Below are 15,778 nucleotides of genomic sequence, written 5' to 3'. Positions count from 1 at the left end.
AAAAAATAAACTATTTTTGTATTTTTTAGATGTATCTAACTTGTTTTTATTTTAAGCAACTTTATTTCACTATTGAGCAACATGCTTAATGTGATTGCCAAGCGTTATGAACATGGCAGTGTTATATTGACGAGTAACTTATCATTTGGGCAATGGCCCAGTGCCTTTGCTGATGACGTAACATTAACCACCGCTATGCTTGATCGTTTACTTCATCATTCGCATGTACTGCAATTGAGCGGTGAAAGCTATCGATTGAAAGATAAGCGGCGCTCAGGAGCAATAACCGAGTAAAATAGTGGATCAATTTTGATTGATCGTATTTAGCTAAAAAGTGGATCAGTTTTCGGTGATCGTTGACACTAGCGCCTTTAGACGTTTTTTAAAATTTTCAAGATGATGACGTAGCCAAATAGAACGAACACCACTTCCCGAAACAAAAATTCCTTTTTTTCTTAGTTCATTACTACTGCGGTGTTGTCCGTGTGCAGGGTATTCAATCGCATACTCAACTACAGCGCTTTCAATCTGTTCATCTACTCTATTTTTTACGTTAGGTACCCGTCGATTTTGATTAATTAAGGTATCGATCCCACCATCGTTAACAAGCTCTTGATAGCGATAGAAAGTATCTTGGGATACACCCATAATCTTACAAGCTTTTGATACGTTATGAAGCTCTTCAGCAAGGTTAAGTAACCCGACTTTATGTTTGATGATAGGATTATTTGTTTGATACATAGAATTACCTTTTATTTAATTATCTCATGATTTTAATTAAAACCGGTAACTCCCTTTTTTAAATCAGAATTGTCAGATTAAGTTAAGATTAATACAGTTTTTATACGATTGACTAATACACGATATTTTTTCCAGGTTATCAATCGCTTTCTTTCCTCTTCGGTTGCTATATCTAAATCTACAGCATCTTGAAGAGGAGCAATTTCACGAGTCGCATCATATAATTTTTGTTGTTTTATTCCTTCTAATTTCTGTCTTTCTGCTAATTTTCCAGCTTCGGTATCCTTGATCCATTTTTCACCGTCCCAGACATCAAATTGGCTTGTTGGGGCTAATGATGTTAAATATTCCGGCACTTTTCCTAATTTTTCAAGGGTAACAGATTGTCGACTTTTCGTATCAAACAAGACCAAGCCTCGATGATCTTCCTGATATTCCCATTCCTGATTTTGTTCGTTAAAAACAACAGCGAAACCGTCTTTTTTATCAAGCGGTTTTTTCTCAGTATGAAAAGGCAGTATATAGCTAGGCGACTTAATTTTGATTACAAGGTGTGTTATGAGTTATACAATTGATTTTCGACGTAAAGTAATATCTGTAAGGAAAGCCGAAGGTTTAACAATTCGAGAAACTGCGAAACAATTCCGTATTGGAAAAGCGTCTTTAGTACGTTGGCTTAAACGACCAGAGCCAAAAAATTCAACGCCACGTAAGAGGAAGCTCGATAAAAATGCTTTAGCAAAAGATGTGGAACAGTATCCAGATGCTTACCAAAAGGAACGGGCAGAGCGATTCGGTGTTTGTAAAAAGACTATTTGGCAATCCCTTAAAAAGCTGGGATTAACCTATAAAAAAAACTCTATTCCATCCAAAAACCAACGAAAGCGACAGGCTGGCACATCAGCAAAAAAGACAACAGTATGAAAAAAAAGATAAATCTGTTGTTTTTATTGATGAAAGTGGTTTTTCACATGACACTCCACGAACTCACGGCTATTCCCCAAAAGGTCACCGTTGTTTTGGCCTGAAAAACTGGGGTGCTAAGGGAAGAACAAATGTTATTGGCGCTTTATTGGGAACAACCCTTTTTGCTATCGGATTATTTGATTGCAATATTAATCGTGATGTTTTTTATGTTTGGATCACAAAAATATTGCTCCCAGAACTTCCTGAAAATTCTGTTATTTTTATGGACAACGCTAGCTTTCACAAAGGTAAGAATATTGAACAGGCAATTATAAACGCAGGACACCAGATAGAATATTTGCCTGTGTATTCACCAGATTTAAATCCTATATAGCTAGGCGACTTAATTTTGATTACAAGGTGTGTTATGAGTTATACAATTGATTTTCGACGTAAAGTAATATCTGTAAGGAAAGCCGAAGGTTTAACAATTCGAGAAACTGCGAAACAATTCCGTATTGGAAAAGCGTCTTTAGTACGTTGGCTTAAACGACCAGAGCCAAAAAATTCAACGCCACGTAAGAGGAAGCTCGATAAAAATGCTTTAGCAAAAGATGTGGAACAGTATCCAGATGCTTACCAAAAGGAACGGGCAGAGCGATTCGGTGTTTGTAAAAAGACTATTTGGCAATCCCTTAAAAAGCTGGGATTAACCTATAAAAAAAAACTCTATTCCATCCAAAAACCAACGAAAGCGACAGGCTGGCACATCAGCAAAAAAGACAACAGTATGAAAAAAAAGATAAATCTGTTGTTTTTATTGATGAAAGTGGTTTTTCACATGACACTCCACGAACTCACGGCTATTCCCCAAAAGGTCACCGTTGTTTTGGCCTGAAAAACTGGGGTGCTAAGGGAAGAACAAATGTTATTGGCGCTTTATTGGGAACAACCCTTTTTGCTATCGGATTATTTGATTGCAATATTAATCGTGATGTTTTTTATGTTTGGATCACAAAAATATTGCTCCCAGAACTTCCTGAAAATTCTGTTATTTTTATGGACAACGCTAGCTTTCACAAAGGTAAGAATATTGAACAGGCAATTATAAACGCAGGACACCAGATAGAATATTTGCCTGTGTATTCACCAGATTTAAATCCTATAGAACATAAATGGTCTCAAGCTAAACGTAAAAAGATGGAAACAGGATGCACTATCGATGACCTGTTTTTAATACATATGCTGTAATCAAAATTAAGTCGCCTAGCTATATCATGAGTTTCATCCGTGTAAGCATCACAAGGACCAAGCAACTCACAGGTATCACTCGTGTAGGTATAAGGCTTTAAAAATTCTGAACATTTTGATTCCTTCACGAGTTTCGCACAAAACTAATTTGGGTACGCTAATAAAACACAGATGTGCTCAGTAATAGCATTTTTGATTACATGCCAATTTTGTTGATAAAGGGTTATTTTTTCAGATATACGACGTTTATGTTGTTCAAACCACGCAGAAATAGCGAGAAAAATATGATTTTTCTTTGCGCTCGGCTCGTGCGAGCCTGACAGCGTTCAATACCACAATTTTGTTTAACTTCTCGATGATAAACTTCAACAGACCAACGGGCATCCATGATAGATTTGACCTATTCACGAGTTTCGCACAGGCATATAAAATTCCAGAAATGGCTTAAAAGCAATGGTTAATTTGCAAGTTACTAAAACGTATAAATTTGCTTAAATTACAATAAGTTGCTTTTAATTTATAAGATTTTGTCTATTTATATATTATGCTGAATTAAACTTAAAAATAGAGCGTTTTTTATTGGTGCGAAACTCGTGGGATTGACGGGTGGGATTGTCTTTGTTTGTTACTATGTAATCAATACGGCCGTTTTTGGCTGTAAATTTGAAAACAGTCACCCAACCGTAGCCTCGTAAGTGTATTGGAATTCCTTCTTCTGAGATGTCTAACTTGTTCAGCTGTTTGTTATGGTTAACAATCCTGTTTTTCCTCAGCGTGGTTACCCAGACCCAACCATGAGAGCGAATTGATTTCAGATTATCCAGGCTAGAATACCAGGCATCCATCACTACCGCTTCTGGTATGATCCCTCTTTTTTTAGCAAGAGCGAGCATTTCGGAAAAGTGCGTGTTTTTTGTTTTTCCATCAGAATCTTTATCATAAATACGATAATCAATAGGAATTGATTCAACAGTTGTTAGATTATGCCAAAGTAAATTAACTAAACCTATGCCAGCAATAACATCATGTTCATTACCTGAATATTGATAATGGACCATCTCTATTTTTTTACTACGTGTTTTGGCAATCAATGTATCATCGACAATTAGTACGCAAGGGCTTTTTTTTGTCTATAGAAGGAGAAGGTTGAACTAATCGCCATAGGTCTTTAGGTCGAAAACATCTACTTTTAGCCATCGACTAATAGTGTCATGAGATAAAGGCGATGGGCTTACTTCTGATAACGCCAAACCAGAGTATCTTACACTGCTTACTTGTAAGAATGTTTATAGATATTTTTAATGAATGGATAACCGGACAAAATATGAACACCCTAATTTTTTCTTGTTTTTAAATTTATACTTCTTTTTTGGAGATTGCGAAACTCGTGGCAATGAATAAAAATTTTATCTGATAAAAACCAGCATCACTACTCATTAGACCACTTTTTTGCTGTTTTTTTCAGCACTTTTCTTTATATCGTAATTTATTTGCTTATTAAACAATAAAAAAGCAGCCATTATTACAATAAATAAATATTATATTAACTGCGGTTTACTTATTGTAACAAAAAATAGCGATAACAGTAATAACAGACAAACTATTATATTGGTATTTTTATACTATTTTTACACTATGTGTAGACTTTTTATCAGATTCTTTGCATTGAAAGACTTAAGCTCAGTACATTAAAATCATGAGGAGACAAACTGTGTCCATCTTTTCTATCACAGGGATCATTCTAATTGGAATATTATTTCTCTATTTGATTTATGCGCTTATTCATGCGGAGGATTTTTAAATGGTAAGTAGTGCTTTATTAATTGCCAGTTTTTTAATTCTCCTACTTGTTCTCGCTAAATTTGTAGGAAATTATATCGCTTTATTGATTGAAAGTGATTTACCGATCTGGGTTTTCAAAATAGAATCCGGCTTATGGAGTTGCTGTCGGTTGCGCAAACCCTGCGGTGAAATACATGAAATGAATTGGCGACAATACGTTACTGCGCTGCTGCTGTTTAACGTTATTGGTGGCGTATTTCTCTTTCTGCTATTAATCAATCAATACAATCTACCGCTCAATCCACAAAAATTTATCAATCTAAATTGGGATCTTGCACTTAATACCACAATTAGTTTTATCACCAATACTAATTGGCAAGCCTACAGTGGAGAACACACCTTAAGTTATTTTAGCCAAATGACGGGGCTAACGGTACAGAATTTCTTATCTGCTGCTACCGGTATTGCAGTAGCTTTCGCGCTGATCCGCGCTTTTGCACGCCAAGGGGTAAAAACGCTAGGCAATGCCTGGATAGATATTGCTCGTATTACACTCTATCTTTTACTACCACTGGCGATTATTTTTGCCTTATTTTTTGTCAGCCAAGGTGTGTTACAAAATTTTTCGCCGTATCTAGTGGTAGAAACATTACAAAATCAAAACCAAATTATCCCAATGGGACCCGTCGCTTCACAGGAAGCAATCAAATTATTAGGTACTAATGGCGGCGGATTTTTTGCCACCAATTCAGCACACCCTTTCGAAAATCCTACCGCGTTAACCAATTTTAGCCAAATGATTGCCATTCTTTTAATTCCCACTGCACTCTGTTTTGCATTTGGCCGCGTGGTCGGTGATAGTCGGCAAAGTACAACATTAATTTGGACAATGGGGATCATTTTCACTCTTGCTATCGCTATCGTTGTTTACGCAGAAATGCAAGGTAACCCACAATTGATGCTTTCAGGTGCTAACAGTAATATTAATCTGGAAGGTAAAGAAAGTCGCTTTGGGATTTTAATTTCGGCACTCTATGCTGTCATTACAACAGCAACCTCCTGCGGTGCAGTAAACGCCATGCATGATTCTTTTACTGCATTGGGAGGGATGATACCAATGTGGCTTATGCAACTTGGTGAGGTGGTATTTGGTGGCGTAGGTTCAGGGTTATATGGCATGCTACTATTTGTTATGCTGGCCGTTTTCCTGGCGGGTTTAATGATAGGTCGAGCGCCTGAATATCTGGGGAAAAAAATCGAAATTCAGGAAATGAAATTAACCGCTATCGCTATTTTAATCACCCCCGCTTTAACATTGCTAGGAACAACACTGGCACTTTTTACCGAAGCAGGACGCAGTGCTATTTTAAATCCTGGCGCTCACGGCTTTAGTGAAGTTCTTTATGCGTTTTCCTCAGCTGCGAATAATAATGGTAGCGCTTTTGCAGGATTAAATAGCAATAACCTATTTTATAATATTACGCTGAGTATTGTTATGTTTGTTGGTCGTTTTGGCTTAATCACTGCAGTAATAGCTATTGCGGGTATTATGGTAAGGAAAAAGCGCCAGGCTGAGAGCTTTGCCACATTACCAACTCATGGCTCACTCTTTATTGGCTTGTTAATACTAACTGTTTTCGTTATTGGTGCACTCACTTTTGTGCCTGCCCTGGCACTTGGGCCAATTGCTGAACATTTACAACTTTGGCATTCCGTCCAATAAGGGAATATAAATGAACAAAAATATCAGCCTATTGTTTGATAGTAAATTGATCCACCAAGCATTATTTGACGCTATAAAAAAATGTGCTCCACAAATTCAGTGGCGCAATCCAGTTATGTTTATCGTTTATATCGGTAGTATATTAACGGCATTAATTTGGTTTTATCAATTATTCACGCCATCAGTTGACAACAGTACGCTATTTACCGGCATAATTGCGGTTTGGTTATGGTTTACCGTTCTATTTGCTAATTTTGCCGAAGCATTGGCTGAAGGGCGCAGTAAAGCGCAAGCAGCTAGCCTTAAAGGTGTTAAAAAACAAAGCATTACTACTCGTTTAGCCAGTGCCGATTATCAGGCAGCAAAAGAGAAAATTAACTCTGATCAAATAAGAAAAGGGGATATCGTACTGGTTAAAGCGGGCGGAATTATTCCTTGCGATGGTGAAGTACTTGAAGGCGGCGCTTCCGTTGATGAGAGTGCCATTACCGGTGAATCAGCTCCTGTTATTAGGGAGTCTGGGGGTGATTTTTCTTCAGTAACGGGAGGAACGCGTGTACTATCTGATTGGTTAATTATCCAATGTACGGTCAATCCTGGTGAAACTTTTCTTGATCGCATGATCTCGATGGTTGAAGGTGCTCAACGACGCAAAACACCTAATGAAATCGCCTTAATCATACTATTAACTGCATTAACGATTATTTTTCTATTAATCTGTTCAACACTCTATCCTTTCAGTTTATTTAGCGCTGAAATCAATGGTAGCGGTAGTCCAATTTCTATTGTGGTACTGATTGCGTTATTAGTTTGTTTGATCCCGACTACGATCGGCGGATTACTCTCTTCAATTGGCGTTGCCGGTATGAGCCGAATGTTAGCCGCAAATGTGATCGCAACCAGTGGACGCGCTGTAGAAGCTGCCGGTGATGTCGATGTCTTATTGCTCGATAAAACAGGTACTATTACCTTAGGTAATCGCCAAGCGTCTAAATTCTTACCCATTAAAGGTGTTTCAGAGCAACAACTGGCTGATGCTGCCCAACTATCATCACTGGCTGATGAGACACCAGAAGGACGTAGCATTGTTATCTTAGCTAAGCAATTGTTTAATTTACGTGAACGTGATCTACAGGCATTAAATGCCACTTTTGTTCCTTTTTCTGCCATGACACGTATGAGTGGCGTTAATGTGGGTGATCGTGTGATCAGAAAAGGCTCGGCCGATTCTATTCGTCGTTATTTGGAAACCAGTCATGCCAGAATCCCAGCTGAAACAGAAAAATTAGTCGAAGAAGTTGCCCGTAAAGGAGAAACACCATTAGTTGTTGTTGAGAATCAAAAAATTCTTGGTGTTGTCGCCTTAAAAGATATTATAAAAGGAGGCATCAAAGGACGTTTTGCTGAAATGCGCCGGATGGGAATTAAAACCGTGATGATCACCGGTGATAACCATTTGACGGCTGCAGCCATTGCCGCTGAGGCCGGCGTTGATGATTTTCTGGCCGAGGCAACCCCTCAAGCTAAACTGGCATTGATCCGCCAATATCAGGCAGATGGGAGCCTGGTTGCTATGACAGGTGATGGCACTAATGATGCGCCAGCACTGGCACAAGCCGACGTTGCTGTTGCCATGAATTCTGGCACTCAAGCAGCAAAAGAAGCCGGTAATATGGTCGATCTTGACTCAAATCCGACTAAGCTTATCGAAGTCGTTCACGTTGGTAAGCAGATGTTGATGACCAGAGGCTCTCTTTCAACCTTTAGTATTGCTAATGATATTGCCAAATATTTTGCCATTATTCCTACTGCTTTTTCAGTGACCTATCCTCAGCTTAATATATTAAATATCATGCAATTACACTCTCCCTCTTCAGCGATCCTATCAGCAGTTATTTTTAATGCATTAATTATTGTTGCCCTGATCCCATTAGCGCTAAAAGGCGTTAGTTACCATCCAATGAGTGCAATAGCATTACTACGCCGTAATTTATGGATTTATGGATTAAGTGGTTTAGTTATACCATTTATTGGTATCAAGCTGATTGATCTACTGCTTAGCCTGTTTATGTCCTCCTAATAAGGTATTGAATATGAATGTGTTACGTTCTTCATTTGTGTTATTTATTTTTCTAACTATCACAACCGGAATTGTTTATCCATTATTTATTACTGGTTTATCAAATGCTTTCTTTAATTATCAAGCTAAAGGCTCATTGATCGAAAAGAATAACCGTACTATCGGTTCGGCACTGATTGGCCAATCGATTACTGATGTTAAATATTTTCATGGGCGGCCGTCAGCAACGCCTGATAGCCCTTATAATGGATTAGCTTCGAGTGGCAGTAACTTGGCGGTCAATAATCCCGAATTACAAAAACAGTTTGCTGTTCGTGCTCAACAAATTAAAATTTTCAATAATCAAAATAACGTGGCCGTTCCTGTCGATCTGATAACGGCTTCAGCCAGTGGATTAGATCCTCATATTTCACCAAGTGCAGCATATTATCAAGCAGCTAGAGTTGCTAAAGTGCGCCGACTCGCTTTACATAAAATTAGACACTTAATTACCGATAACACCGAACAACCTTTCTTTAGTTTCTTAGGTGAACCTGTCATTAATGTGCTTAAACTTAATATAGCTCTTGATGTGCTTGAACAATCTGAGAATGCAAAAATACAATAAGGTTGATAGATGGAGAGCCAGGAACCGAAACGCCCTACCCCTGAAGATTTATTGTGTATTGCCAATGAAAAAATTCGCGGCAATTTAAAGATCTTCTTCGGCGCCTACGCTGGAGTAGGAAAAACCTATGCAATGCTACAAGAAGCCCAACGGCTTCGCTCTCAAGGGCTTGATGTTGTCATTGGTGTGGTAGAAACGCACAATCGATCAGAAACTGCTGCGTTATTGGAAGGGTTGCCACAACTGCCAGCAAAACGGATCCGCTACCACAGACGTAAAATTAATACCTTTGATATTGACGGTGCTTTAGCGCGTCACCCTGCCATTATTTTAATGGATGAATTAGCTTTTAGTAACCCGCATGGCAGTCGTCATCCTAAACGCTGGCAAGACGTTGAAGAGTTATTAGATGCCGGTATTGATGTTTTAACCACGATTAACGTACAACACTTAGAGAGTTTAAACGATATTGTCGGCAGTATTACCGGTATTCGCGTGCGTGAAACGGTACCTGATCATATTTTTGACCAAGCCAGTGAAATTGTTTTAGTCGATTTACCACCTGACGACCTGCGCCAACGGCTCAATGAAGGAAAAGTCTATATTGACGGACAAGCCGAACGAGCAATTGAACATTTCTTTCGCAAAGGCAACTTAATTGCCCTGAGAGAGTTATCACTAAGATGTACCGTCGATCGTGTCGATAATCAAATGCGTGAGTATCGCGATACCCAAGGTTACTCTCAAGTTTGGCATACTCACGATAATTTATTAGTTTGCATTGGTCACAACATAGGAAATGAAAAATTGGTTAGATCGGCAGCTAGACTAGCCGCTAAGCTGGGTTGTAGTTGGCATGCCGTGTATGTAGAAACCCCTAAATTACATGCAATAGCAGAGGAGAAACGACGCGCCATTCTCAAAGCACTAAAATTGGCCCAAGATTTAGGCGCAGAAACCTCAACCCTGGCTGATGCAAATGAAGAAAAAGCTATTTTAGATTATGCTCGTGAGCATAACTTAGGAAAAATTATTATTGGTCGTAAGCAAAATAAATCGTGGAGACTGCTAAACTGTAAAATTCGCCCTGATTTTGCTGAACGCTTAGGCAAGTTAGGGCCTGATTTAGATCTGATTATCATTGCACTGGATGAAAGTACCTCATGGGAAAAAGAGACTGAACGCCGGCCGCTAAGTGACAAATGGCGAGGAAATATCCAGGGGTATCTGTTCGCCGCTCTGTTATGTATTACCATCACCCTATTTTCTAATCGCTTTTTACTTAATTTCGAACAGGCTAATGTTGTCACTGTTTATGTATTAGCGGTTGTTATTATCGCTCTGCTGTATGGCCGAAATCCTTCTATCTTTGCTGCATTTATTAATATTATCGGTTTCGATCTGTTTATTGTCCAGCCCCATTTTTCCTTTGTTGTTTTTGATATGCAATATTTGATAACCTTCATTGTCATGCTGGTTGTTGGTCTTTTAGTAGGAAATCTCGCTGCTGGTATGCGCTATCAAGCTAAAGTTGCTCGTTATCGTGAACAACGGACTCGCCATCTTTACGAAATGACCAAAGAGCTAAGCCGAGCTCTGAATGAAATTGATATTGCAAAAACAGGTTATCACTTCCTTTCCAATGCCTTTAAAGCAAAAGTCAGTCTGTTGCTACCCAATGATCATCAACAACTGGTTCCGCTTAAACTGGCTGACTATGGTCAAATACAAATTGATCAGGCAATTGCATTATGGAGCTTTGATAAAAATCAACCAGCGGGTGCCGGAACAGATACATTACCTAGCGTGCCTTATCAATTACAACCGATTGCGACTTCAAAAGAAACTTTAGCCATATTAGCTATCGAACCACAAAATTTGCGTCAATTACTGATCCCTGAACAGCAACGACTGCTACAAACTTTTACTGGCTTGATTGCCAATGCATTTGAACGATTACAACTTGCTAGACAAGCAGAATCTGCCAAACTGGATACTGAACGCGAACAACTGAGAAACTCTCTATTGGCAGCACTTTCTCATGATATGCGGACCCCACTCACGGTAATATTTGGCCAAACAGAAATATTGATGTTGGAATTAAGTGCTGAACATTCACCTCATACCGAAAAAGCTAACCAAATACGTCAGCAAATCCTAAGCACCTCAAGATTAGTCAATAATCTGCTAGATATGGCGCGGATCCAGTCCGGTGGCATTATACCAACTCTTGCCTGGGAATCATTACAAGAAATTATCGGTAGCGCATTACGTTCTCTCGAATATGCATTAAAAAGCCACCCAACTAAAATTAATGTTCCTGCTGAGCTATTACTTTATTGCGATGCCAATTTACTCGAACGTGTGATCATTAATTTACTGGAAAACGCAATTAAATACTCAGCTGAAAACTCTTCTATTGGCATTGATGCCTATCCTCAAGGTAAATATGTCCATATTGAAATTTGGGATAAAGGTATCGGCATACCGGAAGGACAGGAAGAATTTATTTTTGATAAATTTTCTCGGGCTAAAAAAGAATCTTCCATTCCTGGTGTGGGTTTAGGCCTGGCCATTTGCCAAGCGATTATTAAGCTTCATAATGGCGAAATTTGGGCGGAGAATAACAAAAAAAGTGGAGCAACTTTCCACTTTGTTTTACCTTTAAAAGAAGTTCCTACTATAGAAGAGGGAATTGAAACGGAGTGATCCAGCACAATATTTTAATCATTGAAGACGAAAAAGAGATACGACGATTTGTCAAACTGGCATTAGAAGGTGAAAATTTTCGTGTATATGAAGCAGAAACTTATCAGCGAGGACTTATCGAGTCAGCAACCCGCAAGCCGGATTTGTTGATCCTCGATCTTGGCTTACCTGATGGTGACGGTATTGATTTGATCCGTGACTTACGCCAATGGAGCCATATTCCGGTATTAGTATTGTCGGCACGGGCAGATGAAACAGATAAAGTCATGGCGCTGGATGCCGGTGCAGATGATTATTTAACCAAGCCATTTGGCATCAGTGAACTACTGGCCAGAGTGAGAGTTGCCCTACGCCGCTATGCACGTAAAAATCAGCTAGACCCAATATTTCGATTTGGTGATATTAGTGTTGATTTAATCAATCGACGAGTAACGAAAAATCAGCAAAAACTCCACCTTACTCCAATTGAGTTTCGTTTGCTCAGTGAATTTATCGCTAATAGCGGCAAAGTGTTAACTCAACGTCATCTGCTACGACAAATTTGGGGTCCTAACTATGTTGAACATAATCATTACTTACGTATTTATATGGGACATTTAAGGCAAAAATTGGAAAACGATCCAACTCAACCAGTACACCTACTGACTGAAACTGGAATTGGCTACCGTTTTATGCCTTAATAAAAATCAACTTTATCTTTATTATGATAATGCACTTAATTTTGCATTATCACTGTTTTTATCAATATCTAACCTAACAAATCTATTATGTGACCTTTATAGATTAACATCCTTCCTGCCCTAAAGGGCAAGGAGGGTGTTAAAGGGATATTAATATAGAACCTAACCGATCTACTCTTATTTCGGATAATTAATTTAAGTTAGACACGAGTTTCGCACAAAACTAATTTGGGTACGCTAATAAAACACGGATGTGCTCAGTAATAGCATTTTTGATTACGTCCCAATTTTGTTGATAAAGGGTTATTTTTTCAGATATACGACGTTTATGTTGTTCAAACCACGCAAAAATAGCAAGAAAAATATGATTTCTTTGCGCTCGGCTAGTGCGAGCCTGACAGCGTTCAATACCACAATTTTGTTTAACTTCTCGATGATAAACGTCAACAGACCAACGGGCATCCATGATAGATTTGACGTATTCACGGGTGGGATTGTCTTTGTTTGTTACTAAGTAATTAATACGGCCGTTTTTGGCTATAAATTTGAAAACTGTCATCCAACCATAACCTCGTAAGTGTATTGGTGTTCCTTCTTCTGAGATGTCTAACTTGTTCAGTTGTTTATTATGGTTAACAATCCTGTTTTTCCTCAGCGTGGTTACCCAGCCCCAACCATGAGAGCGAATTGATTTGAGATTATCCAGGCTAGAATACCAGGCATCCATCACTACCGCTTCTGGTATGATCCCTCTTTTTTTAGCAAGAACGAGCATTTCGGAAAAGTGCGTGTTTTTTGTTTTTCCATCAGAATCTTTATCATAAATACGATAATCAATAGGAATTGATTCAACAGTTGTTAGATTATGCCAACGTAAATTAACTAAACCTACGCCAGCAATAACATCATGTTCATTACCTGAATATTGATAATGGACCATCTCTATTTTTTTACTACGTGTTTTGGCAATCAATGTATCATCGGCAATTAGTACGCAAGGGCTTTTTTTGTCTATAGAAGGTTGAACTAATCGCCATAGGTCTTTAGGTCGAAAACATCTACTTTTTAGCCATCGACTGATAGTGTCATGAGATAAAGGCGATGGGCTTACTTCTGATAACGCCAAACCAGAGTATCTTACACTGCTTACTTGTAAGAATGTTTTATAGATATTTTTAATGCATGGATAACCGGACAAAATATGAACACCCTAATTTTTTCTTGTTTTGAACTTTATACTTCTTTTTTGGAGATTGCGAAACTCGTGATTGATTGAAATCCTCCTCGCCCTGAAGGGCGAGGATCCCTACTAGGTTCAGACCGAAGTCTGGATCATTTAGGTGGGTTCCTGCTTCAACGGGCGGTCTAATTGCACCGTCCCTCTACAGGTAAGCACGGCTTGTCCTGTCGCTAAAATATTACGAGCACTGTTGATATCTGTGTTCGCATTATATCCACATACCTGACACTTATGTGCCGGTGCTCTAATATCGATCATTCGGCAATACATTGAACAGCAGCAAACACCTGGCTAATCTGAAGACCACGCTTTACATACCCATCTGAAGGACGAAGTTTTACAGCGCAACGGATAATAAACTGCTCAATCTGCAATAACTTGATTAACAATCAGGATAGCTTCCTGTTCAATCAAATTAAGATGCTCCTTACCACGGAAACTTTCACAGTAAATTTTATAAGCTTCTTCAGTACCTGATGGTCGTGCTGTGAACCAACCATAATCTGTTATTACTTTTAAACCACCAATCGCTGCGCCATTGCCTGGCGCTTTGGTTAAACGGGCAATAATCGGATCACCGGCCAGCATATCTGCGGATACCATTTCAGCGGACAATTTAGCTAAACGTTGTTTTTGTTTATGGCTAGCTTTAGCCTGGATACGACTATAGCAAGGTTCACCAAAACGGTGAGCAAGTTCTTGATAGCGCTGCTGCGGGTTTTCCCCTGTCACCGCCGTCATTTCAGCGGCTAACAAACAGAGAATGATACCATCTTTGTCGGTCGTCCATGGCGTTCCATCAAATCGTAAGAAAGCAGCACCAGCGCTCTCTTCACCAGCAAAACCATACTTACCCTGATATAAACCATCAACAAACCATTTGAAACCAACCGGTACTTCAACTAATTCACGTCCTAAATCGGCAACCACACGATCGATCATGGCACTAGAGACTAATGTTTTGCCCACTGCAACCTCTTTTTTCCATTGAGGCCGATGGCGAAAGAGATAATCGATAGCAACAGCGAGATAATGATTTGGATCCATCAATCCCGCTGGCGTTATAATTCCATGACGATCATAATCCGGATCATTAGCAAAAGCTAAATCAAATTTATTACGCAAATCCAATAAGCCTTTCATCGCCCAGCGCGAAGAACAATCCATCCGAATCACACCATCATGATCTAAAGGCATAAAACTAAATGTTGGATCTATTTGTTCATTAACTAACTCTAAATCGAGTTGATAATATTCAGCAATGCGTTTCCAATAATTTATTCCGGCGCCCCCTAACGGATCAACACCTATTTTTAATCCTGCTTTTTTGATCGCAGCCATATCAATAACATCACTCAAAGCAACCACATAAGGCTCAACAAGATATTGTTGTTGATAGTGAGGATCTTTAATAGCGACCTGATAATTGATACGTTGGATAGCTGATAATTGATCAGCAATAAATTGATTTGCCCTGCGTTCAATTTCAGCCGTCAGTACTTCATCAGCAGGGCCGCCATGGGGTGGATTATATTTGATGCCACCATCTTCTGGAGGATTATGTGAAGGCGTGATCACAATACCATCGGCTTTTGCTTCATGCTGACGATTATAATCCAATATAGCGTGAGAAACAGCCGGTGTTGGTGTAAAACCATCGTCTTGTTGCGCGATGACTTCAACCCCATTCGCGATCAACACTTCAACAACCGTCATAAAAGCAGGCGCGGATAAAGCATGAGTATCTTTTCCCACTAAACACGGGCCAATAATTCCATTTAATCGACGGACTTCGATGATAGCTTGTGTAATCGCTAAAATATGTTGCTCATTAAAACTATGACGACAAGCACTACCACGATGACCTGATGTACCAAATTTAACGCTATGAGCAGGATTTTTTACTTGCGGTTGTAGTGAATAATATTGTGCGACCAACTGTTCAACATTTATTAAATCACTTTGTTGGGCAGATTGCCCAGCACGTTTATGTAATGCCACTTATTTCTCTCCGCAGGAACAGCTGTACACATAGCAATAATAACTAAGTGACCAATAA

Annotated in this window: 13 protein-coding genes and 5 pseudogenes; 12 read left to right on the top strand and 6 right to left on the bottom strand. The window is 39.1% G+C overall.

Annotated features, from left to right (window positions below; translation table 11 throughout):
• Positions 1 to 90 precede the first annotated feature (90 nt).
• On the top strand, positions 91 to 294 hold the full coding sequence (locus AYJ55_RS06700; RefSeq protein WP_425393778.1) for an ATP-binding protein: 204 nt from the start codon (positions 91 to 93) through the stop codon (positions 292 to 294).
• A gap of 48 nt (positions 295 to 342) precedes the next feature.
• Here the strand turns inward: AYJ55_RS06700 and AYJ55_RS06695 are convergent.
• Both AYJ55_RS06695 and AYJ55_RS06690 read right to left on the bottom strand, forming a co-directional pair.
• Positions 343 to 741 (bottom strand): annotated as a pseudogene (locus AYJ55_RS06695) (helix-turn-helix domain-containing protein); the annotation flags it as partial.
• Between the two features lie 77 nt (positions 742 to 818).
• Positions 819 to 1,148: a tail fiber assembly protein gene (locus tag AYJ55_RS06690; protein ID WP_063655007.1), complete on the bottom strand. Its 330-nt coding sequence runs from the start codon at positions 1,146 to 1,148 to the stop codon at positions 819 to 821.
• Positions 1,149 to 1,299: 151 nt separating this feature from the next.
• Between AYJ55_RS06690 and AYJ55_RS06685 the strand changes: the two genes are divergently transcribed.
• The 4 genes and pseudogenes from AYJ55_RS06685 to AYJ55_RS25235 all read left to right on the top strand — a co-directional run bounded on the left by AYJ55_RS06685 (position 1,300) and on the right by AYJ55_RS25235 (position 2,898).
• Positions 1,300 to 1,665 (top strand): IS630 transposase-related protein, encoded by a 366-nt coding sequence (locus AYJ55_RS06685; protein WP_063653415.1) that lies wholly within the window; start codon positions 1,300 to 1,302, stop codon positions 1,663 to 1,665.
• The gene (locus AYJ55_RS28275; protein ID WP_162505368.1) at positions 1,589 to 2,041 is read left to right on the top strand and encodes a transposase; all 453 of its coding nucleotides are present in this window, start codon (positions 1,589 to 1,591) and stop codon (positions 2,039 to 2,041) included. The genes AYJ55_RS06685 and AYJ55_RS28275 overlap by 77 nt, the downstream gene beginning before the upstream one ends.
• A gap of 33 nt (positions 2,042 to 2,074) precedes the next feature.
• Positions 2,075 to 2,392: pseudogene (locus AYJ55_RS32760) on the top strand (IS630 transposase-related protein); the annotation flags it as partial.
• A 17-nt stretch (positions 2,393 to 2,409) separates the two neighbouring features.
• Entirely contained in the window at positions 2,410 to 2,898 is a 489-nt protein-coding gene (locus tag AYJ55_RS25235) for an IS630 family transposase (RefSeq protein WP_063653499.1), read from the top strand.
• 143 nt (positions 2,899 to 3,041) lie between these two features.
• Here AYJ55_RS25235 and AYJ55_RS35675 read toward each other — a convergent pair.
• Together AYJ55_RS35675 and AYJ55_RS06670 are read right to left on the bottom strand one after the other, a co-directional pair.
• Positions 3,042 to 3,298: pseudogene (locus AYJ55_RS35675) on the bottom strand (transposase); the annotation flags it as partial.
• 199 nt (positions 3,299 to 3,497) lie between these two features.
• Positions 3,498 to 4,219, bottom strand: a pseudogene (locus AYJ55_RS06670) (IS701 family transposase); the annotation flags it as partial.
• Positions 4,220 to 4,594: 375 nt separating this feature from the next.
• Between AYJ55_RS06670 and kdpF the strand changes: the two are divergent.
• The 6 genes from kdpF to kdpE are packed head-to-tail and all read left to right on the top strand — an operon-like array spanning position 4,595 to position 12,479.
• Positions 4,595 to 4,699, top strand: a complete 105-nt coding sequence (kdpF, locus tag AYJ55_RS35670) for a K(+)-transporting ATPase subunit F (protein ID WP_409013939.1) — start codon at positions 4,595 to 4,597, stop codon at positions 4,697 to 4,699.
• A complete protein-coding gene (kdpA, locus tag AYJ55_RS06665; RefSeq protein ID WP_063654997.1) occupies positions 4,700 to 6,403 on the top strand; it encodes a potassium-transporting ATPase subunit KdpA in 1,704 nt (567 codons plus the stop codon).
• A gap of 10 nt (positions 6,404 to 6,413) precedes the next feature.
• Positions 6,414 to 8,483: a potassium-transporting ATPase subunit KdpB gene (gene kdpB, locus AYJ55_RS06660; RefSeq protein ID WP_063654995.1), complete on the top strand. Its 2,070-nt coding sequence runs from the start codon at positions 6,414 to 6,416 to the stop codon at positions 8,481 to 8,483.
• A gap of 13 nt (positions 8,484 to 8,496) precedes the next feature.
• Positions 8,497 to 9,090: a potassium-transporting ATPase subunit KdpC gene (gene kdpC, locus AYJ55_RS06655; protein ID WP_063654992.1), complete on the top strand. Its 594-nt coding sequence runs from the start codon at positions 8,497 to 8,499 to the stop codon at positions 9,088 to 9,090.
• A gap of 9 nt (positions 9,091 to 9,099) precedes the next feature.
• On the top strand, positions 9,100 to 11,799 hold the full coding sequence (gene kdpD, locus AYJ55_RS06650; RefSeq protein WP_063654990.1) for a two-component system sensor histidine kinase KdpD: 2,700 nt from the start codon (positions 9,100 to 9,102) through the stop codon (positions 11,797 to 11,799).
• Positions 11,796 to 12,479, top strand: a complete 684-nt coding sequence (gene kdpE / locus AYJ55_RS06645; RefSeq protein ID WP_063654988.1) for a two-component system response regulator KdpE — start codon at positions 11,796 to 11,798, stop codon at positions 12,477 to 12,479. The genes kdpD and kdpE overlap by 4 nt, the downstream gene beginning before the upstream one ends.
• Positions 12,480 to 12,702: 223 nt before the next feature.
• On the opposite strand, the gene AYJ55_RS06640 is transcribed toward kdpE, so the two are convergent.
• Complete coding sequence (locus AYJ55_RS06640; protein WP_063654986.1) at positions 12,703 to 13,677, bottom strand: IS701 family transposase; 975 nt, start codon at positions 13,675 to 13,677, stop codon at positions 12,703 to 12,705.
• 274 nt (positions 13,678 to 13,951) lie between these two features.
• Here AYJ55_RS06640 and AYJ55_RS32755 point away from each other — a divergent pair.
• Positions 13,952 to 14,196: pseudogene (locus tag AYJ55_RS32755) on the top strand (hypothetical protein); the annotation flags it as partial.
• Here the strand turns inward: AYJ55_RS32755 and pgm are convergent.
• Positions 14,083 to 15,720 (bottom strand): phosphoglucomutase (alpha-D-glucose-1,6-bisphosphate-dependent), encoded by a 1,638-nt coding sequence (pgm, locus tag AYJ55_RS06635; RefSeq protein ID WP_063654984.1) that lies wholly within the window; start codon positions 15,718 to 15,720, stop codon positions 14,083 to 14,085. The pseudogene AYJ55_RS32755 and the gene pgm overlap by 114 nt on opposite strands.
• Between the last annotated feature and the right edge of the window lie 58 nt (positions 15,721 to 15,778).

This window comes from Candidatus Arsenophonus triatominarum (assembly GCF_001640365.1).
Taxonomy (GTDB): domain Bacteria; phylum Pseudomonadota; class Gammaproteobacteria; order Enterobacterales; family Enterobacteriaceae; genus Arsenophonus; species Arsenophonus triatominarum.
Note: the sequence above shows the minus strand (reverse complement) of the source record. Positions and strands in the feature narration are given on the sequence as shown.

Excerpts from the sequence above, each read along its gene's own strand:
- AYJ55_RS06685 (WP_063653415.1), top strand. The coding sequence starts at position 1,300 with ATGAGTTATACAATTGATTTTCGACGTAAAGTAATATCTGTAAGGAAA.
- kdpC (WP_063654992.1), top strand. The coding sequence starts at position 8,497 with ATGAATGTGTTACGTTCTTCATTTGTGTTATTTATTTTTCTAACTATC.
- kdpD (WP_063654990.1), top strand. The coding sequence starts at position 9,100 with ATGGAGAGCCAGGAACCGAAACGCCCTACCCCTGAAGATTTATTGTGT.
- kdpA (WP_063654997.1), top strand. The coding sequence starts at position 4,700 with ATGGTAAGTAGTGCTTTATTAATTGCCAGTTTTTTAATTCTCCTACTT.
- kdpF (WP_409013939.1), top strand. The coding sequence starts at position 4,595 with ATGAGGAGACAAACTGTGTCCATCTTTTCTATCACAGGGATCATTCTA.
- kdpB (WP_063654995.1), top strand. The coding sequence starts at position 6,414 with ATGAACAAAAATATCAGCCTATTGTTTGATAGTAAATTGATCCACCAA.